The organism is Actinomadura harenae (genome assembly GCF_003696215.1).
Classification (GTDB): Bacteria; Actinomycetota; Actinomycetes; order Streptosporangiales; family Streptosporangiaceae; genus Spirillospora; species Spirillospora harenae.
The window spans coordinates 19,205-42,113 of record NZ_RFFG01000062.1; the positions used below are offsets into that span (position 1 = coordinate 19,205).

General features: G+C 73.0%; 22 protein-coding genes. 7 read left to right on the top strand and 15 right to left on the bottom strand.

The window, feature by feature from the left end:
* Window positions 1–51: 51 nt before the first annotated feature.
* The 5 genes from EBO15_RS28585 to EBO15_RS28605 form a co-directional block, all read right to left on the bottom strand.
* A complete protein-coding gene (locus EBO15_RS28585) occupies window positions 52–1,413 on the bottom strand; it encodes a glutamine synthetase family protein (RefSeq protein WP_122197558.1) in 1,362 nt (453 codons plus the stop codon).
* Window positions 1,414–1,783: 370 nt separating this feature from the next.
* Window positions 1,784–2,548 carry an amino acid ABC transporter ATP-binding protein gene (locus tag EBO15_RS28590; RefSeq protein WP_122197559.1) on the bottom strand — a complete coding sequence of 255 codons (765 nt, stop codon included), beginning with the start codon at window positions 2,546–2,548 and terminating at the stop codon, window positions 1,784–1,786.
* Window positions 2,545–3,309, bottom strand: coding sequence for an amino acid ABC transporter permease (locus tag EBO15_RS28595; protein WP_233616486.1), 765 nt, complete (start codon window positions 3,307–3,309; stop codon window positions 2,545–2,547). Before EBO15_RS28595 ends, EBO15_RS28590 begins: the two co-directional genes overlap by 4 nt.
* Before the next feature lie 163 nt (window positions 3,310–3,472).
* The gene (locus tag EBO15_RS28600) at window positions 3,473–4,279 is read right to left on the bottom strand and encodes an ABC transporter substrate-binding protein (protein WP_122197560.1); all 807 of its coding nucleotides are present in this window, start codon (window positions 4,277–4,279) and stop codon (window positions 3,473–3,475) included.
* Window positions 4,280–4,332: 53 nt separating this feature from the next.
* Entirely contained in the window at window positions 4,333–5,145 is an 813-nt protein-coding gene (locus tag EBO15_RS28605; protein ID WP_158628373.1) for a substrate-binding periplasmic protein, read from the bottom strand.
* Window positions 5,146–5,284: 139 nt separating this feature from the next.
* On the opposite strand from EBO15_RS28605, the gene EBO15_RS28610 reads away from it, so the two are divergent.
* Entirely contained in the window at window positions 5,285–6,334 is a 1,050-nt protein-coding gene (locus tag EBO15_RS28610; protein ID WP_233616487.1) for a terpene synthase family protein, read from the top strand.
* 16 nt (window positions 6,335–6,350) lie between these two features.
* On the opposite strand, the gene EBO15_RS28615 is transcribed toward EBO15_RS28610, so the two are convergent.
* Window positions 6,351–7,337 (bottom strand): ArsR/SmtB family transcription factor, encoded by a 987-nt coding sequence (locus EBO15_RS28615; RefSeq protein ID WP_122197562.1) that lies wholly within the window; start codon window positions 7,335–7,337, stop codon window positions 6,351–6,353.
* 70 nt (window positions 7,338–7,407) lie between these two features.
* Between EBO15_RS28615 and EBO15_RS28620 the strand changes: the two genes are divergently transcribed.
* Both EBO15_RS28620 and EBO15_RS28625 read left to right on the top strand, forming a co-directional pair.
* Complete coding sequence (locus EBO15_RS28620) at window positions 7,408–8,718, top strand: MDR family MFS transporter (protein ID WP_233616488.1); 1,311 nt, start codon at window positions 7,408–7,410, stop codon at window positions 8,716–8,718.
* Between the two features lie 76 nt (window positions 8,719–8,794).
* Window positions 8,795–10,582 carry an NAD+ synthase gene (locus EBO15_RS28625; protein ID WP_122197563.1) on the top strand — a complete coding sequence of 596 codons (1,788 nt, stop codon included), beginning with the start codon at window positions 8,795–8,797 and terminating at the stop codon, window positions 10,580–10,582.
* 18 nt (window positions 10,583–10,600) lie between these two features.
* On the opposite strand, the gene EBO15_RS28630 is transcribed toward EBO15_RS28625, so the two are convergent.
* The 3 genes from EBO15_RS28630 to EBO15_RS28640 all read right to left on the bottom strand — a co-directional run bounded on the left by EBO15_RS28630 (window position 10,601) and on the right by EBO15_RS28640 (window position 15,067).
* A complete protein-coding gene (locus EBO15_RS28630; RefSeq protein ID WP_122197564.1) occupies window positions 10,601–12,688 on the bottom strand; it encodes a SpoIIE family protein phosphatase in 2,088 nt (695 codons plus the stop codon).
* A gap of 136 nt (window positions 12,689–12,824) precedes the next feature.
* Complete coding sequence (locus tag EBO15_RS28635) at window positions 12,825–13,454, bottom strand: TetR/AcrR family transcriptional regulator (RefSeq protein WP_122197565.1); 630 nt, start codon at window positions 13,452–13,454, stop codon at window positions 12,825–12,827.
* Between the two features lie 14 nt (window positions 13,455–13,468).
* Entirely contained in the window at window positions 13,469–15,067 is a 1,599-nt protein-coding gene (locus EBO15_RS28640) for an MFS transporter (protein ID WP_122197566.1), read from the bottom strand.
* Between the two features lie 345 nt (window positions 15,068–15,412).
* Here EBO15_RS28640 and panB point away from each other — a divergent pair, with 345 nt between their 5' ends.
* Entirely contained in the window at window positions 15,413–16,285 is an 873-nt protein-coding gene (gene panB, locus EBO15_RS28645) for a 3-methyl-2-oxobutanoate hydroxymethyltransferase (protein WP_233616492.1), read from the top strand.
* Between the two features lie 9 nt (window positions 16,286–16,294).
* Here the strand turns inward: panB and EBO15_RS28650 are convergent, their stop codons facing one another.
* The 4 genes from EBO15_RS28650 to npdG form a co-directional block, all read right to left on the bottom strand.
* Window positions 16,295–17,050 carry a hypothetical protein gene (locus EBO15_RS28650; protein WP_233616489.1) on the bottom strand — a complete coding sequence of 252 codons (756 nt, stop codon included), beginning with the start codon at window positions 17,048–17,050 and terminating at the stop codon, window positions 16,295–16,297.
* 49 nt (window positions 17,051–17,099) lie between these two features.
* Complete coding sequence (locus EBO15_RS28655) at window positions 17,100–17,468, bottom strand: hypothetical protein (protein WP_122197568.1); 369 nt, start codon at window positions 17,466–17,468, stop codon at window positions 17,100–17,102.
* A 209-nt stretch (window positions 17,469–17,677) separates the two neighbouring features.
* On the bottom strand, window positions 17,678–18,733 hold the full coding sequence (locus EBO15_RS28660; protein ID WP_233616493.1) for a potassium channel family protein: 1,056 nt from the start codon (window positions 18,731–18,733) through the stop codon (window positions 17,678–17,680).
* Window positions 18,734–18,819: 86 nt separating this feature from the next.
* A complete protein-coding gene (npdG, locus tag EBO15_RS28665) occupies window positions 18,820–19,521 on the bottom strand; it encodes an NADPH-dependent F420 reductase (protein ID WP_122197570.1) in 702 nt (233 codons plus the stop codon).
* 122 nt (window positions 19,522–19,643) lie between these two features.
* Between npdG and EBO15_RS28670 the strand changes: the two genes are divergently transcribed.
* Window positions 19,644–20,231: a hypothetical protein gene (locus tag EBO15_RS28670; protein ID WP_199744867.1), complete on the top strand. Its 588-nt coding sequence runs from the start codon at window positions 19,644–19,646 to the stop codon at window positions 20,229–20,231.
* A gap of 69 nt (window positions 20,232–20,300) precedes the next feature.
* On the opposite strand, the gene EBO15_RS28675 is transcribed toward EBO15_RS28670, so the two are convergent.
* A complete protein-coding gene (locus EBO15_RS28675; protein ID WP_122197586.1) occupies window positions 20,301–20,486 on the bottom strand; it encodes a hypothetical protein in 186 nt (61 codons plus the stop codon).
* A gap of 66 nt (window positions 20,487–20,552) precedes the next feature.
* On the opposite strand from EBO15_RS28675, the gene map reads away from it, so the two are divergent.
* Window positions 20,553–21,404 (top strand): type I methionyl aminopeptidase, encoded by an 852-nt coding sequence (map, locus tag EBO15_RS28680; protein WP_122197572.1) that lies wholly within the window; start codon window positions 20,553–20,555, stop codon window positions 21,402–21,404.
* 128 nt (window positions 21,405–21,532) lie between these two features.
* The gene (locus tag EBO15_RS28685) at window positions 21,533–22,177 is read left to right on the top strand and encodes a ComEA family DNA-binding protein (protein ID WP_233616490.1); all 645 of its coding nucleotides are present in this window, start codon (window positions 21,533–21,535) and stop codon (window positions 22,175–22,177) included.
* Between the two features lie 41 nt (window positions 22,178–22,218).
* On the opposite strand, the gene EBO15_RS28690 is transcribed toward EBO15_RS28685, so the two are convergent.
* The gene (locus EBO15_RS28690) at window positions 22,219–22,842 is read right to left on the bottom strand and encodes an NAD(P)-dependent oxidoreductase (RefSeq protein WP_122197574.1); all 624 of its coding nucleotides are present in this window, start codon (window positions 22,840–22,842) and stop codon (window positions 22,219–22,221) included.
* Between the last annotated feature and the right edge of the window lie 67 nt (window positions 22,843–22,909).

Genomic DNA, 22,909 nt, shown 5'->3' on the forward strand with positions numbered 1-22,909 from the left:
CGGGAGCCCGGACGGGGCTCCCGGCCATCGCGCGGTCCACGGCCCGGCGTCCTACAGGACGGGCATCAGGCGTTTGCGTTCGAACTCGGTGACCTGGCGGCGGTACTCCTCCCACTCCTGGCGCTTGTTGCGCAGGAAGAAGTCGAAGACGTGCTCGCCGAGGACGTCCGCCATCAGCTCGCTGCGCTCCATCGCGCGGACGGCCTCGTCCAGGCTCTGCGGGAGCGGCTCGATGCCCATCGCGCGGCGCTCGGCCGAGGTCAGGGCCCACACGTCGTCCTCGGCGCCGGGGGGAAGCTCGTACCCCTCCTCGATGCCCTTGAGGCCCGCGCCGAGGATCGCCGCGAACGCCAGGTAGGGGTTGGCGGCGGTGTCGAGGGAGCGGAACTCGATGCGGGTCGAGTGGCCCTTGGCGGGCTTGTACATCGGGACGCGGATCAGCGCGGACCGGTTGTTGTGGCCCCAGCAGATGTAGGACGGGGCCTCGCCGCCCGCGCCCGCCGAGAACCCGACGCCGCCCCACAGCCGCTTGTAGGAGTTCACCCACTGGTTGCAGACGGCGGTGATCTCGGCCGAGTGCCGCAGGACGCCCGCGATGAACGCCCGCCCGACCTTGGAGAGCTGGAACTCGGCGCCGGGCTCGTAGAAGGCGTTCCTGTCGCCCTCGAACAGCGACATGTGGGTGTGCATGCCGGAGCCGGGGTGCTCGGTGAACGGCTTGGGCATGAACGAGGCGTACACCCCCTGTTCGAGGGCGACCTCCTTCATGACCAGGCGGAACGTCATGATGTTGTCGGCGGTGGTGAGCGCGTCGGCGTACCGCAGGTCGATCTCCTGCTGGCCGGGGGCGCCCTCGTGGTGGCTGAACTCCACCGAGATGCCCATCGACTCCAGCATCATGATCGCGTTGCGGCGGAAGTCGTGCGCGGCGCTGTGCGGGGTGTGGTCGAAGTAGCCGCCCTGGTCGACCGGCACGGGCTCCCGGCCGTCCTCCGGACGGTTCTGGAGCAGGAAGAACTCGATCTCGGGGTGGGTGTAGAAGGTGAACCCGAGGTCGGCGGCGCGGGCCAGCGCCCGCTTGAGGACGAAGCGCGGGTCGGCGAAGCTCGGCGTGCCGTCCGGCATGAGGATGTCGCAGAACATGCGCCCGGCGCCGGGCGTCTCGCTGCGCCAGGGCAGCACCTGGAAGGTGGACGGATCGGGCTTGGCGATCATGTCCGCCTCGTAGACCCGCGCGAAGCCCTCGATCGCCGACCCGTCGAAGCCGATGCCCTCGCCGAAGGCGCCCTCCAGTTCGGCGGGCGCGACGGCGACGGACTTCAGGAAGCCGAGCACGTCGGTGAACCACAGCCGGATGAAGCGGATGTCCCGCTCCTCCAGGGTGCGGAGCACGAACTCCTGCTGTCGGTCCAAAGCCCTCTCCCTCGTGCGACGCCGTCCCGGCGGGCGCGGCGTTCCGCCGTCCCCGGCACGTCGTGGCGCCGGGTCCGGCATTTGCAGTATGACCGGCCGCTGTTACCGCGACGTTACGTCGCGGGTGCGCGCCCCGGTGGCGGTTTGTCCAGCGGAAACGCCACCGATGCGAGCATTCTCGAGCGTCACGGACATGGTTCCCCGCGTCGCCAACTCTGCCACATCGGGGACGAACAGGACACGATGACGTCTCCGCACCCCAGGCTTACCCGCGCTTACCTGACGCTTACCCTAGGTCCCCGGCCGATGCCCAGGTCGGGGGCCCTTTTCGCAGGGGTTCGTCCGCCGAACGCCGGATCCGCCGACCTCGTTATCCGTCGACCTCGCCGACCCGGGCGGCCGCCGGGTCCAGGACGCGGGCGAGGAACGTCCGGGTGCGCTCGTGCTCCGGGTTCGCGATCACGCGGTCCGGCGCGCCCTGCTCGACGACGACGCCGCCGTCCATGAACACCACCCGGTCGGCGACCTCGCGGGCGAAGCTCATCTCGTGCGTCACCACGACCATGGTCATGCCCTCGTCGGCGAGGCCGCGCATGACCCCGAGGACGTCCCCGACCAGCTCGGGGTCCAGCGCGGACGTCGGCTCGTCGAACAGCATGACGCGCGGGTCCATGGCGAGCGCGCGGGCGATCGCCACGCGCTGCTGCTGGCCGCCCGACAGCTTCTCCGGGTAGGAGTCCACCTTGTCGGCCAGGCCGACCCGCTCCAGGTTCGCGCGGGCGACCCGCTCGGCCTCGGCCTTGTCGCGCTTCAGGACCTTGCGCTGCGCGACCGTGACGTTCCCGAGGACGGTCAGGTGCGGGAACAGGTTGAACGACTGGAACACCATGCCGATGCGCCGACGCGCGGCGTCGATGTCGACGTCCGGGTCGGTGAGCTCGACGCCGTCCACCGTGACCGTCCCGCCGGACGGCTCCTCCAGCAGGTTCACGCAGCGCAGCAGGGTGGACTTGCCCGAGCCGGACGGCCCGATCACGCACACCACCTCGCCGGACTCGACGTCCAGGTCGATCCCGCTGAGCACCTCCAGCGTCCCGAAGGTCTTGCGGAGTCCCCGGATCTCGATCGCGCTCATCGCCGTCCCCGCTTCTGCCGTGCCTCCAGCCGCCGGGCCAGGTAGCCGAGCGGGATCGTGATCAGCAGGTAGCACAGGCCCGCGACCAGGATCGGGGTCGTGTTGCCCTGCTGGCTGGCCAGGTCCCGGCCGAACTTGGTGAGCTCCCGCTGGGTCAGGGACACGCCGATGAACAGCGCCAGCGACGAGTCCTTGAACAGCAGCACCAGCTCGTTGGTGAGCGGCGGGATGACGACCCGGAACGCCTGCGGGACGACGATCGTCCGCATCGCCCGGAACCGCGACATGCCGAGCGAGCGCGCCGCCTCGGCCTGCCCGGGCGGCACGGCCTCGAGGCCCGCCCGGATCGTCTCGGCCATGTACGCCGCCGACACCAGGCCGAGCGCGGCCGCCGCCTGCCCGTACACGCCGCCGGGAAGCTCGGTGCCCGGGAACGCGAGCGGGATGCCGGTCCCGACGAAGATGAAGATCAGCAGCGCGGGCAGGCCGCGGAAGACCTCGATGTAGGCCATCGCGAACCAGCGGTACGGCAGCACCGACGACAGGCGCATCAGCGCCAGCAGCAGCCCGCCGACCAGGCCGAGCGCGAAACCGGTCACCGTGTAGATGACGGTGTTGCGCAGCCCGACCGTGATGATGTCCGGGAACAGGCCCTTCGCGACCGACCAGTTGAAGAAGTTGACGTGCAGCGAGTGCCAGTCGGCCAGCGCGACCACGAGGACGACGGCCGCGACGAAGATCCCGTACTCGCCGCCGAGCACGAGCCGCCTGCGCCGCCGGCGCGTCAGTCCCCTGCCGCCCGTGGTGGCGGCGGGCCCTGGCGTGGCGGGCCCTGGCGTGGCGGGCCCTGGCGTGGCGGGCCCTGGCGTGGCGGGCCCTGGCGTGGCGGGTCCTGGAGTGGCGGACTCTGAGGTGGACGCCACGTCAGTGTCCCTCGGGCATGGGACCGATCCACTTCTCGTAGATCGTCTTGTAGGAGCCGTCCGTGCGGGCCTGGGCGATGACGGCGTCGATCACGTCCTTCAGCCCGGCGTTCTTGTCCTTGCGGACGGCGAATCCGTACTGCTCGCCGGTGTTGTACTGGCCGCCGACGGCGTAGGCGGAGTTCGCCGGGTCCTTCAGCCAGCCCTGGACGACCGGGTAGTCCTCGACGATGACGTCGACCTTGCCGGTGCGCAGGCCGTTGAGCAGCGCCGCCGAGTCGTCGAACGACACCGAGTCGATCTTCGCGCCGTGCACGAAGTCCTCGCCGGTCGTGGACGCCTGGGTGCCGACCTTGGCCTTCTTCAGGTCGTCGGCCGAGGCGAACGCGGCGCCCTTCTTCGACATCGCGGCCTGGGTGGCGTCGAAGTACGGCTTGGTGAAGTCGATGAACTTCGCGCGGTCGGCGCGGATGGTCATGCCCGCCGCGGCGACGTCGCACTTGCCAGCGTTCAGGGCGGCGCCGGTCTTGATGGTCTCGAACGGGGTGTCCACGACCTTCTGGGTGACGCCGAGCTTCTTGGCGACCAGGTCCATCAGGTCGACGTCGAAGCCGACGACCTTGCCGTCCTTCTCGAACTGGAACGGCGGGTAGGGCAGGTGCGTGCAGGTCGTGAGCTGGCCCTTCTTGACCAGCTTGGCGCCCTGCACGGTGACCTGCGCGTCACCGCCGCCGCAGGCCGAGGCCGCGCCGAGCACCAGCGCGGCGGCGGCTGCGAGCGCCGAAAGTCGGGAAATGCGTCCGGACACGTGATCCTCCAGGGGGTCAGTGATTCACGTGGAGACGATTTCTACCATGGTCATCACCGCCGGACGGACGGTGACAGGCCGATCCACTTCGCGTAGATGCGCTGGTAGGAGCCGTCCGCGCGGGCGGCGTCAAGGGTCTGGTCGACCGCCTGGAGGAGCGCGGGGTCGCCGTCCCGGCTCATCATGAAGCCGTACTGCTCGCCGGTTCCGAACCGTCCGCGGATCTTGAACGCGGCGTTGGCGGGGTCGCGGAGCCAGCCCCAGGCGACCGGGTGGTCCTCGACGACGACGTCCACCCTGCGGGTGCGCAGGCCTTCGAGCAGGGCCTCCGGGGTCTTGAACGAGACGGTGTCGAGCTCGGCGTCGCGCAGGTACTGCTCGCCCTGCGTGGCCTGCTGCGTGCCGATCCGGACGTGCGCGGCCCGGAGCGCGGCGGGGCTCGCGAGGGCGGGTCCCTTGCGTCCGACGACCGTCTGGGTGACGTCGAAGTACGGCTTGGAGAAGCCGACCGTGGTGGCGCGGTCCTGGGTGATCGTGAGTCCGGCCGCGATGATGTCGCAGCGGCCCGCGGTCAGCGCCGAACCCGACTGCATGGGGTCGTAGGCGGTGTCCCGGACGTTCAGCGGGACGCCGAGGCGCTTGCCGACGAGCGCCAGCAGGTCCATGTCGAAGCCGGTGACCTTGCCGTCCTTCCCGCGCGCCTCGAACGGCGCGTTCGGAAGGTGCGTGCAGACGGTGAGCCGGGTCCGGTCGATCAGGGCCACGCCCTTCACCTCGCCCTCGCGCACGCCGCACCCGGCGGCGAGGGACGCCGCGAGGACCACGGCGGCGACCGGAGAGAGGCGGGAGAGGGGACGTCGGATCACGCTCTGCTCCTTGTGCGCAAGGGGTTTCGATCGACTATCCCACGCCCGCGGCCCGGCTCCGGACGGCCGGGAACCGGCGATCCCGTTTCCCGAGATTTGACGTGGCGGTCGTCCGGCCGCGCCGCCGATGATCACTAGCGTGGGACGGGTCGTGGACGTCTCAACGCTGCTGTCGCTGACCGACCGGGTGGACTCGCTGGCCGCCCCGTCCGGCATGCATCCGGGCGCGTGGCCGCTCGCCGGGCGGCTGGACGGCTGGACCCGCGCGCGCGGCCTGGTGATCGGCGACCCGGACACCTCGCCGCTCGGCCGCGCCCGCTGCGACCGGCTCGCCGCGCGGCTGCTGCGGGCCGCGCCCCTCGACCGGGTCGAGCTGTTCGCGCACTGGCTGACCTGGACGTTCGCGCTCGACGACACGCTCGACCGGCGGCCGCTGTCGGCGAGCGCGACCGCCGTCTGCGACCTGTACGACGACCTGCTGCGCGCGCTGCGGCGCGGGTCCGCCCGGCCCGGCGCCCGCCCGCTGGAGAGCACGCTCGCGGAGCTGTGGCGCGCGACGTCGGCGGGCATGAGCGCGGGGTGGCGGCGCCGGTTCCTGGTGCACCTGGAGGAGCACCGGGCGTGCTGCGCCGAGGAGGCGGTGAACCGGCGCACCGGCGTGGTCCCGACGTTGCAGCGGTACGCGGCGCTGCGCCGCGGCGCCTGCGGCCCGCACCTGTTCGACCTGGTCGAGCCGGTGCTGGGCGTGGAGCTGCCGGGCCGGGTCCTGTCCTGCCCGCCGTGGACGGCGCTCACCGAGGCCACCGCCGACATGATCGCCTGGTGCAACGACCTGGCGTCCTTCCGGCGCGAGCGGGCGGACGGCGACGCGCACGACCTGGTCGCCGTGCTGGCCGCCGCGCACGGCTTCAGCGACGGGCAGGCCGTCCACTGGACGCTCGACCGGATCGTCCACCGCGCCGCCGACGTGGCCGCCGCCGCACGGGTCCTGCCGGACGCGCTCGACCGGCTCCTGCTGCCGGACGACGACCGGATCGCCGTCGCCCGCGTCGTGCCGGTGCTGCTGGACGCCCCGCGGGCGCACCTGGACTGGCTCGTCGAGTCGGGACGCTACGACCTCGCCCGTCCCGAGGAGGCCCGGCCGCCCCGCCGGCAGCTCGGCCTCCAGGACATCCTCGCGGCGCGCTGACCCGCGAGGACGCCGGTCAGACGATGCGGGCCAGGTCGTCGCCCGTCGGCGTCCGGACGTAGACGACGCGGCGGCCCATGCGGTGCCCGGTGACCAGGTCGCAGGAGCGCAGGACGGCGAGGTGCTGGCTGACCGCGCCCGGGGTGACGCCGAGGCGGCGCGCCAGCTCGGTGGTGGAGGACGGCGCGTCCAGGAGGTGCAGGATCTCCGCGCGGGCGCGTCCGACCAGCGCCCCGAGCGCCCCCGCGCGCGGCCCCGGACGGCTCTCCCACACCGTCGCGACGCCGGACACCGGGTAGCTGAGCATCGCCTGGTAGGGCGGCGGGACGACCTGGACGCGCGGCCAGGTGAACACGCTCGGGACGAGCAGCAGTCCCCGCCCGGCCAGGCCGCCGTGGTACGTCCATGGCCGGTTGATGCGCAGGGCGCCGTCGCCCCAGGTCACGGTCTCGTGCAGGTCCGCGAAGACGCCCGCCGCGCCGCGCTCGGTGAGGGCGCGGGTGCGGCGCAGGACGTCGCCCTCCAGCAGTTCGCGGATGCGGCCCCAGTACGGCCGGACGGCCACCCGCCAGAACACCTCGAGCTGCTCGGCGAGCGCGTCGAGGATGGCGTCGGGGTCGGCGTCGAGGCGCGCGAGGGGCGGGTGGTCCGAGCCGCACGGGTTCGGGGGCATGCCCTGGGATCCCGTCCACAGCAGTTCCTCGACGACGACGTTGCGCGGGGTGGCCCGGACGGTCTCCAGCTCGGCCGCGAAGTCCGGCAGCGGGGTGCTGGGCGGCGGGGTGAGGAAGTCGGGGACGTACCCGGTGGCGGGCACGAAGGCGCGCAGCAGGTCCAGGTCGAGGCCGTCGAGCCGGGGCCGGACGGCGCGCAGCCAGGGAAGGTGCAGCGCGCGCAGGGACGGCCCGGCGAGCACCCGCAGCGCGCCGACCGCCTCCCACACCGGCGAGAACACGAACCGGACGCGGGCCGCGTCGTCCGGGGTGAACACGAACTCGATCATCGCTCCCCCGATCGTTTAGCTCAGACTAAATGAATGTCGGGACCGGTCCGGCGGCCCGAGCATCGTCTCCGTGACCACGCTCGACGATCGCCTCGAAGACCCTGTCCTGCCCACTCCCCCGAACCGCCTGACCTCCTTCTTCGCCACCCACCTCGGCGGCTTCCCGCGCGCCTTCTGGGCGCTCTGGACGGGCACGCTGGTCAACCGGCTCGGCACCATGGTCGAGCCGTTCCTCGGCCTCTACCTGACCAGCGCGCGGGGGCTGTCGCTCGGGCAGGCGGGCGGCGTGATGGCCGTCCACGGGGCGGGGTCGCTCGTCGGCCAGTTCATCGGAGGGCTGCTCGCGGACCGCTTCGGACGGCGCCGGACGCTGCTGCTGTCCACGTTCGGCACGGGCACGGCGATGCTCGTCCTCGGGTACTCGCAGGGCATCGTCATGCTGATCGCGGCGGCGGCGCTGCTCGGCCTCATGGCCGACATGTTCCGCCCGGCCGCCCAGGCGATGGTCGCGGACATGGTCCCCGCCGAGGACCGGGCGCGCGCGTTCGGCCTGAACTTCTGGGCCGTGAACCTCGGCTGGGCGGTCGCGATGGTGTCGGCGGGGGCGCTGGCCCGCACCGGGTTCCACACCCTGTTCTGGATCAACGCCGCGGCCTGCGCGGGGTTCGGCATCCTGGTCTGGCGGGCGGTGCCGGAGACGCGGCCGTCCGTCCCGGTGAACAGCGCGGACAGCGCGGACAGCGCGGACAGCGCGGACGCCGAGGCGGTCGCCGTCGCGGCGCCGCGCGGCAGCTTCCTGGACGTCCTGCGCGACCGGGTCATGGTCGGCTACACGTTCGCGGCGATGGCCTACGTGTTCGTGCTGATGCAGTCCATGACGACGATGCCGCTGGCGATGCGCGAGCACGGCCTCGGCCCGGGCACCTACGGCTGGGTCATCGGGCTCAACGGCCTGGTGATCATCACCGTCCAGCCGGTGGTGATCGCGTGGCTGACGCGGCGGGACCACTCGCTGGTGCTGGTCGCGGGCATGACGATCGTGGGGATCGGCGTCGGCTGCACCGCGCTGGCGTCCACGGCGTGGCAGTACGCGGTCGTCGTGGTCTTCTGGACGTTCGGCGAGATCATGGTCGCGTCCGTCCTGCAGGCGGTCGTCGCCGGGCTGTCCCCCGACCACCTGCGCGGACGCTACAGCGGGCTGTACGGGCTCGCGTGGTCCGGCGGCTTCATGCTGGCGCCGCTCGGCGGGACGCAGCTGCTCGGCCTCGGCGGGTCGGCGCTGATGTGGCCCGTGTGCGGGGCGATCGGACTCGTCGCGGCGGGCGCCCAGCTGGCCCTCGCCCCGGCGATCCGGCGGCGGACGGGCCCCTCCGCCGCTTGACCCCGGACGCCAATTATCGTCATAGTGACGATACCCGGTCCGAGGCCGGGGAACGGCGACCTTCTAGGGTGGAGACGTGGCACAGCTCAGGATCGCGCTCGCACAGGTGAACCCGACCGTCGGCGACCTCGGCGGCAACGCCGGGCTGGTCGCCGCCTGGGCCCGCCGGGCCCGGGACGCGGGCGCCCACCTGGTCGTCTTCCCGGAGATGGTCCTCACCGGCTACCCGGTCGAGGACCTCGCGCTCCGCTCGTCGTTCGTCGACGCGTCCCGCGACGCGCTCGAGCGGCTGGCCCGGCGGCTCGCGGACGAGGGCCTCGGCGACCTGCCCGTCGTCGTCGGCCACCTCGACCGCCGGACGGTCGCCCTCGTCCGGCCGGGGCAGCCCGCCGGGTCCCCGCTGGACGGCGCCGCCTGGCTGCACGGCGGCGAGGTGATCGTCCGCTCGGCCAAGCACCACCTGCCGAACTACGGCGTGTTCGACGAGTACCGCGTGTTCGTCCGCGGCGACACGCTGCCGGTCGTCCGGGTGCACGGCGTGGACGTCGCGACCGTCGTCTGCGAGGACCTCTGGCAGGACGGCGGCCCGGTCGGCGTCACCGGAACGGCGGGCGCGGGCCTGCTACTGGCCCTCAACGCGTCCCCCTACGAGCGCGACAAGCAGGACACCCGGCTGGAGCTGTGCGCCCGCCGCGCCCGCGAGGCCGGCTGCGCGCTCGTCTACGTCAACATGGTCGGCGGCCAGGACGAACTGGTCTTCGACGGCGACTCGATCGTCGTCGGCGCGGACGGCGCGATGCTCGCCCGCGCCCCGCAGTTCACCGAGTACCTGCTGGTCTCCGACCTCACCCTGCCCGCCGCGGGCCCGGCGGCGCGGCCCGCGCGCGAGCCCGTCGCCGCCTCCGACGGCACGACCATCACGATCGAGCGGCATGTGCTGTCCGGCGACCCCGTCCCCGCCTACCCGGCCCGCCCGCAGCAGGTCGCCGAGCGGCTGGACGACCTCGGCGAGGTGTACGCGGCGCTGGTCACCGGCACCCGCGACTACGTCCGCAAGAACGGCTTCCGCTCGGTCCTGCTCGGGCTGTCCGGCGGCATCGACTCGGCGCTGGTCACGACCCTGGCGTCCGACGCCATCGGCCCGGAGAACGTCCACGTCGTGATGCTGCCGAGCCGCTACTCGTCCGAGCACTCGGTCACCGACGCCGAGGAGCTGGTGAAGCGGCAGGGCGTGCACGCCCGGATCGTCCCGATCGGCGGCATGGTGGACGCGTTCGAGGCCGAGCTCGACCTGCACGGCCTGGCGTCGGAGAACCTCCAGGCACGGATCCGCGCCAACGTCTGGATGGGCCTGTCGAACGAGCACGGCCACCTGGTGCTGACCGGCGGCAACAAGAGCGAGCTCGCGACCGGCTACTCCACCCTCTACGGCGACTCGGCGGGCGGGTTCGGCCCCATCAAGGACCTGGTGAAGACCATGGTCTGGGCGCTGGCCCGGTGGCGGAACGCGCAGGTCGGCTCCGACCTGCCGTTCCTCCACCCGTTCGAGGGGCCGCCGATCCCCGAGGCGATCATCGTCAAGGAGCCGTCCGCCGAGCTGCGCCCGGACCAGAAGGACTCCGACTCCCTGCCGCCCTACGACGTCCTCGACCCGCTCCTCGTCGACTACGTCGAGCACGACATGGGACGCGACCGGCTGATCGCGGCCGGCCACGACCCGGACCTGGTCGACCGCGTCATCCGCCTCACCGACCTCGCCGAGTACAAGCGCCGCCAGTACCCGCCGGGCCCCAAGGTCACCCCGAAGAACTTCGGCCGCGACCGCCGCCTGCCCATCACCGACCGCTGGCGCGAGAACCCCTGACCCGCCGGGGCGCCGGCGCTACCGGTGGTGGTTCTCGCCGGGCCAGTTGGGGATGGGCTCCTCCGGCTCGGGCGGGACGCCGGGGACGACCTGCTCGCACCAGACGACCTTGCCGGCCGTGGTGCGGCGGGTGCCCCAGCGGTGCGCGAGCTGGCTGACGACCAGCAGGCCGCGCCCGTTCTCGTCGTCGTCGAGGGCGTGCCGCAGGCGCGGCAGGGCGGCCGAGCGGTCCAGCACCTCCAGCGTGAGGGTGCGCTCGAACAGCAGCCGCAGCTCGATGCCGCCCGGCGCGTACCGCAGGGCGTTGGTGACCAGCTCGGACGCCAGGAGCTCGGTGGTGTAGACGAGGTCGCCCAGGCCCCACTCGGTGAGCTTGCTGCACACCAGGCCGCGGGCCCGCCGGACGGACGCCGGGTCGGTCGGCAGCGGCCAGGACGCCATCCGGTCGGCGGGCATCCGGTGCAGCCGCGCCAGCAGGACGGCGATGTCGTCGCGGTGCTGGTCGGCGTACACGCCGGCGAGGGTGGCCTTGGCCAGGTCCTCCATCGGGCGGCCGACGGTCTCGGCGGTGAACAGCGAGCGCAGCCGGGCCAGGCCGTCGTCGATGTCGCGGCCCCGGTTCTCCACCAGGCCGTCGGTGTAGATGACGAAGACCGAGCCGTCCTCGACGGTGAACTCGCGGCTCTCGATGGCCGCGCCGCCGGTCACGCCGAGCGGCGGCGCGGGCGGCACCTCCAGGTAGGCGTTCGCGCCGTCCGGGGCGGCGAGCAGCGGCGGCAGGTGCCCGGCGGACGCGACCTCCAGCGTGCCGGTGGTCGCGTCGTACACGGCGTACACGCAGGTGGCGAAGTGCGGCTCCTGCTCGCCGAGCTCGATCATCAGCTCGTGCATGACGTGCAGCGCGTCGGCGGGCGGGAGCTCCAGGTTCGCGAGGGTGTGGAGCGCGGTGCGCAGCCGTCCCATGGTGACCGCGGCGCGGACGCCGTGCCCGGCGACGTCCCCGACGATGAGGGCGACGCGGGCGCCGGGCAGCGCGATCGACTCGTACCAGTCGCCGCCGACCTCGACGAGCTTGCTGCCGGGCAGGTAGCGGTGCCGGACCTCGACGGTCGCGGGCGCCGACAGCCGGTTCGGCAGCAGGCTGCGCTGGAGCGCGAGAGCGGTGGCGCGCTCGCGGCTGAACAGCCGGGCGTTGTCGATGACGATCGCGGCGCGGGCGGCGAACTCCATGCCGATCTCGACGTCGTAGGGGTCGAAGCGGCGGTGCCCCTGGACGCGGGTGCAGGCGATGAAGCCGAGCAGCGTGTCGCGGGCGATCATCGGCAGCAGCACCATCGAGACGTCCGACAGCAGGTGGCCGACCGGGTTGCGCCGCCACTTCTCGGCGATGTCGCCGGCGTCGCCGCGCTCGACGTGCGCCAGGTGGACGGGCCGCGCGGTGGCGAGGACCTCGCGGTAGGGCGTGCCCTCGGGGAACACCAGCACCTCGCCGACCGGGAACGTCGCGGTCCAGGCGGGGTCCTCGTCCTCGGAGGTGACCGCGATCCGGCGCATGACCGCCGAGCCGGTCTCCTCGTGCACCTCGTCCGCCGCGATCAGGCTCTCCAGGATCAGCACGGACGACACGTTGCAGTAGTGCGGGACGACGACGTCGACGATGCCCTTCGCGGTCTGGTCCAGGTCGAGGGACTGGCCGAACCGGGTGAGCGCGTCGTCCATCAGCGCGCGGCGCATGAGGGACGGGTCCTGGAAGCGCTCGCTCGGCGGCAGCGCGACCCGGACGTACAGCAGCCCCACGGTGCCGTCGCCGACCATGGGCTGCGCCGTGACGACCGCGTCGACGCCGCGGCCGTCGGCGTGCCGCGCGGAGAGCACGGCCGTGCGCTCCTGCCCGGCGGCTGCCGCCTCGAGCAGCGCCTCGAGCTCGGCCTTGGCGTCGTCGGCGACCAGATCGGCCGCGGGGCGCCCGATCAGGCCGGCCGGATCATGGCCGAGGACGGCGAGGCAGTTGGGCCCGCACTGGACGATCGCGCGATCGGCGTCGAAGCCGAGCACGAGTGTGCGGGACGGGGAATCGCCGACGGGCCCATCGCCCCGTGGCGCCATGACGGATCTCACCTGACGCTCCAGTCAGCCGGTCCTGCATCCACTCCCCCAGCCCAGTATGGAGCATGCCCGGCGGGCTGGGGGAGAAGATCACGGCCGACGAGGCGAAAACGGCATGGAAAAACAGACGTCACGGTCAATCCGTCGAAATACCCCGGAGGATCGTGTCCACGAGCTGCTCGCCGAAGCCGTCCGGCAAGGGGTCCGGAGGCTTGTGGTAGGCGAACGCGCCGACCAGCATCGCCACCGCCACGTTCACGTCGACGTCGCGCCGCACCTCGCCGCGCTCGACGCCGCGGCGCAGCACGTCCAGGTACACCTCGCGGCGCGGGAGCATGACGTCCTGCCGGTAGCGCTCGTACAGCTCGGGGTACTTCTCCGCGCCGCCGACCACGTTCCAGAAGCAGCGGGACGCCTTGAGCCCCCGCTCGACCGACATGTACCGGGCGAGGGTGAGCAGGTCGTCCCGGACGCCGGTGCCGGGCAGCTCGGGCAGCGGCCCCTTGAGCGCGCCCAGCGCGTCGACGATCAGCGCCTCCTTGTTGGGCCAGCGCCGGTAGATGGTCGTCTTGGCGACGCCCGCGCGGGCGGCCACGGCCTCCATCGACACCCCGTCGACGCCGGACTCCTCGGCCAGCAGGTCGACGGTGGCGTCCAGGATCGCCTTCTCGGCGCGCTCGCTGCGGGGCCGCCCCGGGCGCGCGGCGCCCGGGCGGCTCTCGTCGGTCTCCGCCGTCCGCCGCGCGGTCGGCTTACTCTCGGTCATCGCGGTTCACATTCTCACACGGTCGCCGTCTCCTGGCTCCCCTGCGCCGGTTCGGCCTCCCCGTCCCCGGACGCGGCGGGCGAACCGGCGGCGGGTTCGTCCTCGACGGCGGAGCGGCCCGGCATCCAGCGTAGGACCACCAGCGCGCTGAACAGCGCGATCAGGGCCGCGGCGCCCGCCGCGACGTGCACCGCGTGGACGAACGCCTCGTCCGCGGGGGCGATCAGGGCCCTCGCCTCCGAGGACACCGCGCCCGCCTGGTGCGCGCCCGCGATCGACTGGCCGACCACGTCACGCGCGGCCGCGGGCAGCCCGGCGAGCTTCTCGCGCAGGTCCGAGCGGTAGATCGAGGAGATCACCGAGCCGAGGACGGCCACGCCCAGCGCGACCGCGACCTGGCGGGCGGTGTTGTTGAGCGCGGAGCCCGCGCCCGCCTTCTCGCGCGGCAGGGCCGACATGACGGCCTCGGTCGCGGGCGGCATGACGTTCGCCATGCCCGCGCCCTGCACGAAGAAGATCACGCCGAGCACCCACAGCGGGGTGTGGACGTCCAGGAACTGGTAGCCGACCAGGGCGCCGGTCACCGCGAGGAGGCCGACGGTGCAGACCGCCTTGGCGCCGAACCGGCGCACCATGGACGCGCTGCGCGGCGAGAACACCAGCTGAGCGACCGCGAACGGCATGACCATCGCGCCCGACTGGAGCGGGCTCAGGCCGCGCACGGACTGCATGTAGAAGTTGGAGAAGAAGAACACGCCGCCCGCGGCGAAGAAGCACAGCGCGATCGCGGCGACGGACGCCGACAGGCGCGGGTCGCGGAACAGCCGGACGTCGAACGCCGGGTGCTCGGTGCGGGCCTCGTGCCAGACGAACGCGGCCAGCACCAGCGCGCCGAGGCCGATCGGCACCAGCACGTCCACCGCGCCCCAGGCGCCCTTGTCGCCGCCGCGGATGATGCCGTAGGACACCGCGACCAGGCCGATGATCGACAGCAGGACGCCGACCGGGTCGAGGCCGCCGCGCTCGGGGTTGCGGGACTCGGGGACCAGGAACACGATCGCCGCGGCGCCCGCGATGATGACGGGGACGTTGATCAGGAAGACCGAGCCCCACCAGAAGTGGGCCAGCAGCAGGCCGCCGGTGATCGGGCCGATCGCGACGCCGAGGCCGACCGCGCCCGCCCACAGGGCGATGGCGCGCGGCCGCTCCTTCGGCTCGAACACGTTGGTGATGATGGACAGCGTCTGCGGCATGACCGCCGCGCCGCCGAGGCCCATCAGCGCGCGGGCCCAGATCAGCTGGGCCGGCGACTGCGCGTAGGCCGAGGCGAGCGAGGCGATCGCGAAGATCACCATGCCGCCGAGCAGCACCCGCTTGCGGCCGAGCCGGTCGCCGAGCACCCCGAAGGTGAACAGCAGTCCGGCGAACACCAGCGTGTAGGAGTTGATCGACCACTCGAGCTGGCTCTGCGTCGCGCCGAGCCCCTCGTGCGGGTCGGCGATGGTCTTCAGGGCGACGTTGAGGATGGTGTTGTCCAGGACCACGACGAGCAGGCTGACCGTCAGCACGCCGAGGACGTACCAGCGTCGCCGCTGGATGGTCTGGGGATCCACGGAACTCCTTCGAGGGTTCGTGTCGGGTTCGTGGCGGGTGGTTCGCGGCGGGAGGTTCGTCGCGGGTGATGCGTGGCGGGGGGCTCGCGGCACGGGAAGAGATTGCGCTACGGAGGCGTTGCGGAATGAGCGTACGCCGCGGAGTTCAGATACGCAACCGTAGCGTTTCGAAACCCTCCAGAATGCTCGAAGCGCCCGGGCGCGGGGAGGTCCGCGTCACGCCGGAGAGGGACCGGCGGGGGAATCGCGGGGGGTTCCATGGCCGTTGTTCTGGTGGGATCATCGGTCCCGTCCGGGTACGCCACCGTGGCGCCTCGAGACTGGAGGTACACCGTGTCTTCTGACGTGTCCGCTTCCACGCCGAACTCCCCCGCACAGCCGCAGGGACCCGCCCAGCCGACCGCCCTCTACGGCGGCCAGGGCACCCGCCGGGTGACGGTGAGGGACATCGCCGCCGCCAAGGGTCGGCACGAGAAGTGGCCCATGCTCACCGCCTACGACGCCCTCAGCGCGCGCGTCTTCGACGAGGCGGGCATCCCCGTCCTGCTCGTCGGCGACTCGGCCGCGATGGTCGTCTACGGCTACGACTCCACCATCCCCGTCACCGTGGACGACCTCGTCCCGCTCGCCGCCGCCGTCGTGCGCGGCGCCAAGCGCGCGATGGTCGTCGCCGACCTCCCCTTCGGGTCGTACCAGGCGAGCGTCCCCGAGGCGCTCGCGAGCGCGACCCGGTTCATGAAGGAGGCGAACGTCCAGGCGATCAAGGTCGAGGGCGGCCGCCGGATCCTCCCGCAGGTCGAGGCGATGGTCGCCGCCGGCATCCCCGTGATGGGGCACCTCGGCCTCACCCCCCAGTCGGTGAACGCCTTCGGCGGCTACCGGGTCCAGGGACGCGGCGAGGACGGCGAGCGGCTGCTCGCCGACGCCAAGGCGCTGGAGGCCGCGGGCGCGTTCTCCGTCGTCCTGGAGTGCGTCCCGGACGAGCTGGCCCGCCGGGTCACCGCCGCGCTGTCGGTCCCGACGATCGGGATCGGCGCGGGCGAGGGCACCGACGCGCAGGTCCTGGTCTGGCAGGACATGGCCGGGCTCACCCCCCACACCGCCAAGTTCGTGAAGAAGTACGCCGACCTGTACTCCGTCCTCGGCGACGCGGCGCGCGAGTACGCCGAAGAGGTCGTCGCGGGCACCTTCCCGACCCCCGAGTACAGCTACCGGTAGAGCACCGGATCAGGCCCTGCCGGAGCCCGTGCCAGCGCGGGCCCCGGCGGGGTCCTGCCCGTTCCCGGGCGTCCGCTGCGCGGGGAGCCCGGGCCGCTCCTCCCCGTCCGCGCCGTCCGCGCCGTCGACGTCGCGGATCTCCTTGTGAAGGGTGCGGACGGCGGCCTCCAGGACGTCCGGGCCCGCGACGTTCATCAGCAGCAGGCCCAGGTTGAGCGTCTTCTGACCGTCCGACATGTCGCTTCCGGCGAGGGCGTCGACGGCGGTGCGCAGGTCGGCCTGGTCCTCGGCGGAGACGTTCTGCAGGAGGCCCAGGCAGTAGGTGGGCAGCGCCAGCCTCGCCCGGGGGAACGAGACGCCCTCCATGATGCGGCCGACGTCCTGCGCGCGGCTGCGCGCCTGCACGCGGTCGACGCCCCGGTCCGCGGCGGCGAGCAGCGAGGTCAGCAGGGTGGACGGGCCGACCGCGACGTCCTCGTCCCCGACGCGGACGGTGAACACCGCGCTGCGGAAGATCATCATCGAGCCGAGGCTGGCGGCCAGCACCTGCGCGGCGCCCAGCATCTGCGGCGACTTCACCCCGAACTCCCAGTGGAACGTCCGCAGGAGTAACAGCGACCCGGCGCCCGCGGCCCCGTTGATCAGCACGTACGCCCAGGTGCTCGGCACCCGGACCAGCGTGATCGGACGGTCCCGGTACCGGCTCACCAGCTCCGCGACGCCCACCAGGCAGGCGAGCGCGACCGTGACCAGATAGCCCGTCACCGGCCGCTCCCGGCCACCGGTGCGCCGGAGGTCACCGGTCCGCCGGAGGTCACCGGTCCGCCGGGGGCGCGAGGCGCACGATCTCGTCGATCTCGCGTTCCACCGTCACCAGCCCCCGGTCGCGGAGGGTCTCCACGGCGTCCGCGATCTCCAGCAGCCCGAGGCCGGTGCCGTGCTGCAACTGCTCGAGCGACTGGGGACGTCCCGCGGCGCCGAGCCGCGCCAGAACGCGCCGGCACACGTCGGGCAGGTCGGAGCCGCCGTCCGGGTCGCCGGCGCCTCGTCCGGTGACGGGACCGCCGCCGCTCCCGGGATCCGGGGTCGCGCGCGTCGCGGTCCCCCCGTGACCGGTGTCGAAGGAGCGTCCGGGCGGACGCAGGAAGGCGCTCCACGGGTCGGCCGACCGGATCTGCCTCATCCTCACCTGCCCTGTAGTACGGCGATCATAGGACGCGTCCCGGCCGCGGCGGAACCGCCGCGGCACCTCCCAGGATGCCCGCGCCGCACCGTCTTCCGCGCCGTTTCCGGCACGGCGCGGAAGATGCTGCGGATCAGAGTCGGCCACCCGTCCACGTCAGCACTTGGACGTCCGCACGTCACCTACCGCTCCGGTGACTCTTCCCGATTTCAGAGGGTTCGGTCGTCGAAGTCATCGGCGTCCGGGTCGGGGGTCGTGGAGCGGGCGACGATGAGCCGGTCGCCGTCGCGCAGGACGGAGCAGCCCGGGTCGTCGTAGGCGAGCGTCCGGTCGTCGCGGACGACGGCGACCACCGGCTGCGCGACCGTCCCGGCCGGGATCCCGACCTCGTCGGGCCGGACCTCCCGTTCGACCAGGTCGAGACCGCTGCCGCGCTGGAGCAGGTCCTCCATGACGGCGCTGAGGTGCGGGTGCAGCGCGGCGACGCCGAGGAGCCTCCCGGCCGTCTCGGACGACACGACCACGTGGTCCGCGCCGCTCTGCCGGAGCAGCGGGATGTTCTCCGCCTCGCGGACCGTCGCCTGGATGCCCGCGTCCGGGTTCAGCTCCCGGGAGGTCAGGGTGACCATCACGGCGGTGTCGTCACGGGCGCACGCGACGACGATCTCGCGGGCCCGCTCGACCGCCGCCTGCCGCAGCACCGACCGGCGCGTCGCGTCCCCGACGACCCCGGTCACCCCGGCGTGGGTCGCCTCGGAGATCACCGCCGGGTCCGGGTCCACCACGACGATCTCCTGCGGCGGCACGCCGTTGCGCAGCAGCGTCCGGACCGCGCTGCGGCCCTTGGTGCCGAACCCGGCCACCACGAAGTGGTCACGCACCCTGGACCTCCAGCGCGCTCTCCGCCAGTCCTCGCGGGTGCGTTCGGCGAGCACCTCCAGCGTCGTCCCGACCAGGACGATGAGGAAGAGCACCCGGACCGGCGTGATGATGACGGTGTTGACCAGCCGCGCCCCGGCGCTCACCGGGACGATGTCGCCGTAGCCGGTCGTGGAGACGGTCACCGTGGCGTAGTAGAGGCAGTCGAGCAGCGACATCCGCGCGCGGGCCCCGTCGTGGTAGCCGTCCCGTCCCACGTAGACCAGGACGACCACGATCAGCAGCAGCGCGACGGCGAGCCCGACGCGGCGGAGCACCGCGCGCATCGGCCCGGGCCGCCGTGAGGGCAGCATGACCTGCGCGGTCCGTGCCGCCCCCTCCCCCATCTCCACGGAACGCAACCGTAGCAGCGCGGACGGTCACGTTCCGTGAGCGTCTCGCCGGGGCCCCGCGAGGGCCGGGCGCCCGGGGATCAGACGTCGGTGACGCGGAGGCCGGCGTGGGCCTTGTAGCGGCGGTTGATGGAGATCAGGTTCGCGGTGAACGCCTCGACCTGGTGGGCGTTGCGGAGGCGCCCGCCGTACACGCCGCGCATCCCGGGGATGCGCCCGGCGAGGGCCTGGACGGTGTCGGTGGCGTCGCGGTCGTCGCCGAGGACCAGGACGTCCAGCTCCGTCTCGTCCACCTCGGGGTCGAGCAGCAGGACGGCCGACACGTGGTGGAAGGCGGCCACGACGCGGACGCCCTCGGTGTCCTGGAGCACGGCGGCGGCCTGCTCGGCGGCGCTGCCCTCCTCGACCGGGAGCGCGTGGGCGCCCTTCTTGTCGAAGCCGAGGGGGTTCACGCAGTCCACCACGATCTTGCCCGTGAGGGCCTCGCGCAGCGACTCCAGCAGCGCCTTGTGGCCCTCGTAGGGGACGGCGACGATCACGACGTCCGACCCGGACGCGGCCTCGGCGTTCGCCGCGCCCTGGATCCCCAGGTCCGCGCCGAGGTCGGCGGCGGCCTGCGCGGCCCGCTCCGCGCTGCGCGAGCCGAGGGTGACCTTGTGCCCGGCGAGCGCGAACCGGCGGGCCAGGCCCTTCCCCTGGTCCCCGGTGCCGCCGAGGATCCCGATGCTCAGGCCGGAGACGTCGGGCAGGTCGTGGGGGTTCTTCTTCGGCTGGTCTGTCATGGCGTCGAGTCTGCCAAACCGGGCGGAGTGCGCCGCGCGCGGGCCCTTCCCGTCCGGAAGGGCAGGGACCCGTCCCGTCGAAACGGCGCGCCCCGGGGCGTGCCTGGGCCACGATGGAACGCATGGACGCCGAGCACGTCATGATGCTGCGCGAGGTCCTCGCCGCCACCGGCTGGCTGGAGCGCACCGGGGAGTTCGGCCGGGCGCTGCGGGTCAGCGCCCGGACCCCCGGCGGGCTGCTGCTGGTCGGCACCCCCGGCGGCGAGCCGTGGCACCTCGCCGCCCACCTGGACGACGAGAGCGGCCTGAACGGGCTGCCGGGGCTCTCCCCCACCCTCGTCCGCTGGTCGCCCCCGCCGGACGCGCCCGCGCACCTCGCGATCGGCCTGGACCGGCTCGAGGACGCCGGACGCGGCGAGACCCTCCTCGTCGTCGCCGAGGACGAGGCGCCCGTCCCGCTGCTGGAACGGGTCGACGACGCGCGCCGCGTCGGCGCGACGATCCTCGCCCTGGACGGCGGCGACCGGGAGCTCCAGGGCCTCGCCCACGAGGCGCTGACCGTCCCGGCCGCCGAACCCCTGGTCACCTTCGACGGTGCCCAGCACCTGGTCAGCGCGGCCGCCGGGCAGGACCTCGCCCGGTCGCGCCGGGGCCTGCGCGACCGCCTCGCCCGCCTCCTCGACGCCGTCACCGGCCCCGTCGTCGACTGACGCGCCGCCGACCGACGCGCCGCCGGCCGCCCGGTCCGGGCGGGCTCGCCGCCCGGACCTGGTGGAGAGTCAGTCGTCGTCCTGGGCGTCCCATGCCTTGTTGCGGGCGCGGGCCTCGGCCAGGGCGTTGGCCGCCTCGGCCTCGGTCGCGTAGGGGCCCATGCGGTCCTTGTCGGGGCAGCCCGCGCCGTGCTCGACGCGCAGGTGCTTCAGGCAGAACCACCACGCGTCGTCGATGTCCTTGTTCGGGTCCATGTCCCCCTCCTTCTCGATCACGCCTCTGGAGTCGTCCCCCGCCGGGGCTGACTACACTCGCTGACCATGACGACCCACCTCCTCCGGCCCGGCCGTGTCTCGCCCATGCGCAAGGTACCCGCGAACATCCGACGTCCGGAGTACGTGGGGAAGAAGACGCCGAAGACCGGCGAGCGGGACGTCAAGACGCCGGAGATCATCGAGCGGATGCGGGTGGCGTCGACGATCGCCGCGCAGGCGCTGGAGGAGGTCGGCAGGCACGTCCGGCCCGGGATCACCACCGACGAGCTGGACGTCATCGGGCACGAGTACATGCTCGCCCGCGGCGCCTACCCCTCCACCCTCGGCTACCGCGGGTACCCCAAGTCGCTGTGCACCTCGATCAACGAGGTCATCTGCCACGGCATCCCGGACGACACCGAGCTGCGCGACGGCGACATCGTCAACGTGGACATCACCGCGTTCGTCGACGGCGTCCACGGCGACACCGACGCGACGTTCCTGGTCGGCGAGGTGGACGAGGAGTCGCGGCTGCTGGTCGAGCGCACCCACGAGGCCATGATGCGCGGCATCCGCGCCGTCCGGCCGGGGCGCGCGATCAACGTGATCGGGCGGGTGATCGAGTCCTACGCCAAGCGGTTCGGGTACGGCGTCGTCCGCGACTTCACCGGGCACGGCATCGGCACCACGTTCCACTCGGGGCTGGTCGTCCCGCACTACGACGACCAGGCGGCGACGACGGTGATGCAGGCCGGCATGACGTTCACGATCGAGCCCATGCTCACCCTCGGCACGCACGAGTGGGACATGTGGCCGGACGGCTGGACCGTCCTCACCAAGGACCGCAAGCGGACGGCGCAGTTCGAGCACACCATCCTGGTGACCGACGACGGACATGAGATCCTGACGCTTCCGTAGCCGGATTCCCGGGAAGCACGCCACAGAGGACGCTCCACCGCGGAGGCATCCGCCGCCGGGCGTCCGGGAAGAGCTCCCTCATGAACGCTCCCGCACCGTACGAACCGCCACGAGTGCCCTCGGACAGCATGCCCCCCGGGAGAGCGGCGCTGAGCGTGACGTGGGCGGCGCTGCCGTTCCTGACCCTGGGCTACGCGACCCCCTTCACGTTCGCGGCGGCCGCGCTGTGGCGGCGGCGGATGCACCTGGTGTGGGCGACCGCCGTGTACAGCGCGTTGTTCGCGGGCCTGCTGCTGATCGCGCCGAACCTCGCGACCGACAGCGGGGCCCAGCGGGCCGCGGGCGTCCTGATGTTCCTGCTGGCGATCGTCGGGTGCGGGCACGCGTTCCTGGTGCGGCGCCAGGTGTTCGACCCGGACGGGCTGTCCGGCGTCGGGAACGACGCGGTGGTGGAGCGGGTCCGGCAGCAGCGGCTGCTGCGCGCCAAGGCCCGCGACCTGGCCGCGAACGACCCGGGCCTCGCGCGTGAGCTGCGGATCGGCCGTCCCGACCTGCACCGCCAGTTCAACGACGGCGGCCTGGTGGACGTCAACCACGCCCCGCCCGAGGCCCTGACCATGCTGCCCGGGGTCACCCCCGAGCTGGCCGGGCGGATCGAGCGGGCACGCGCCGAGACCGGCGGTTTCGTCTCCGCCGAGGAGCTCTCCGCGATCGCCGGCCTCCCCCCGGCGATCACCGGCGAGCTCTCCGAGTTCGCCATCTTCATCCGCTGACGCCGGGTCGGAGGCGGGAGGCGCTCACCCCGTCGTCACCGTCAGTAGGCGACGGTGATCCGGCGGCCGACGGCCTTGGGGTCCTCGAGCTCGTTCACCAGGGCGACGGCGTAGTCCTCGGCGCTGATCCGGCTGTTGCCGTCGGCGTCGGTGAGGAGCCGGTCGCCGCCGAGGCGGAAGGTGCCGGTGCGGTCGCCGGGGCCGATCTCGGCGGCCGGGGAGATGTAGGTCCAGTCGAGGCCGGAGCCCTCGGCGCGGACGGCGTCGAGGAGCGCGCCGTGCGCGAGGGCCTCGTTCTTGTAGAGGTCCGGGAAGCCGGGACTGTCCACGAGGCGCTGTCCTGGCGCGACCTCGAGGCTGCCGGCGCCGCCGACGATCACGACGCGCCTCACCCCGGCCTCGCGGGCGGCGGCGAGGACGCCGCGTCCGTCCGCGAGGAGCGGGGCGACCGGGTCCGAGCCGTCGCGCGGCGGGGCGATCGCGAGGACGATCGCGTCCTGGCCCTGGGCGAGCCGGGCGACGGCGGCGGCGTCGTTCGCGTCGGCCTTGGCGGTGCCGTCCTTGCCGCTGCGGGTCACGCCGGTGACCTCGTGGCCCCGGGCGCGCGCCTCGGCGGCGACGCGCGAGCCGACCATGCCGGTGGAACCGATGAGCAGGATCTTCATGGGTGTCTCCCTTTCGTCGAACCGCACGGTATCCATCGGATACTGGTTACTACAACGAACCATAGGT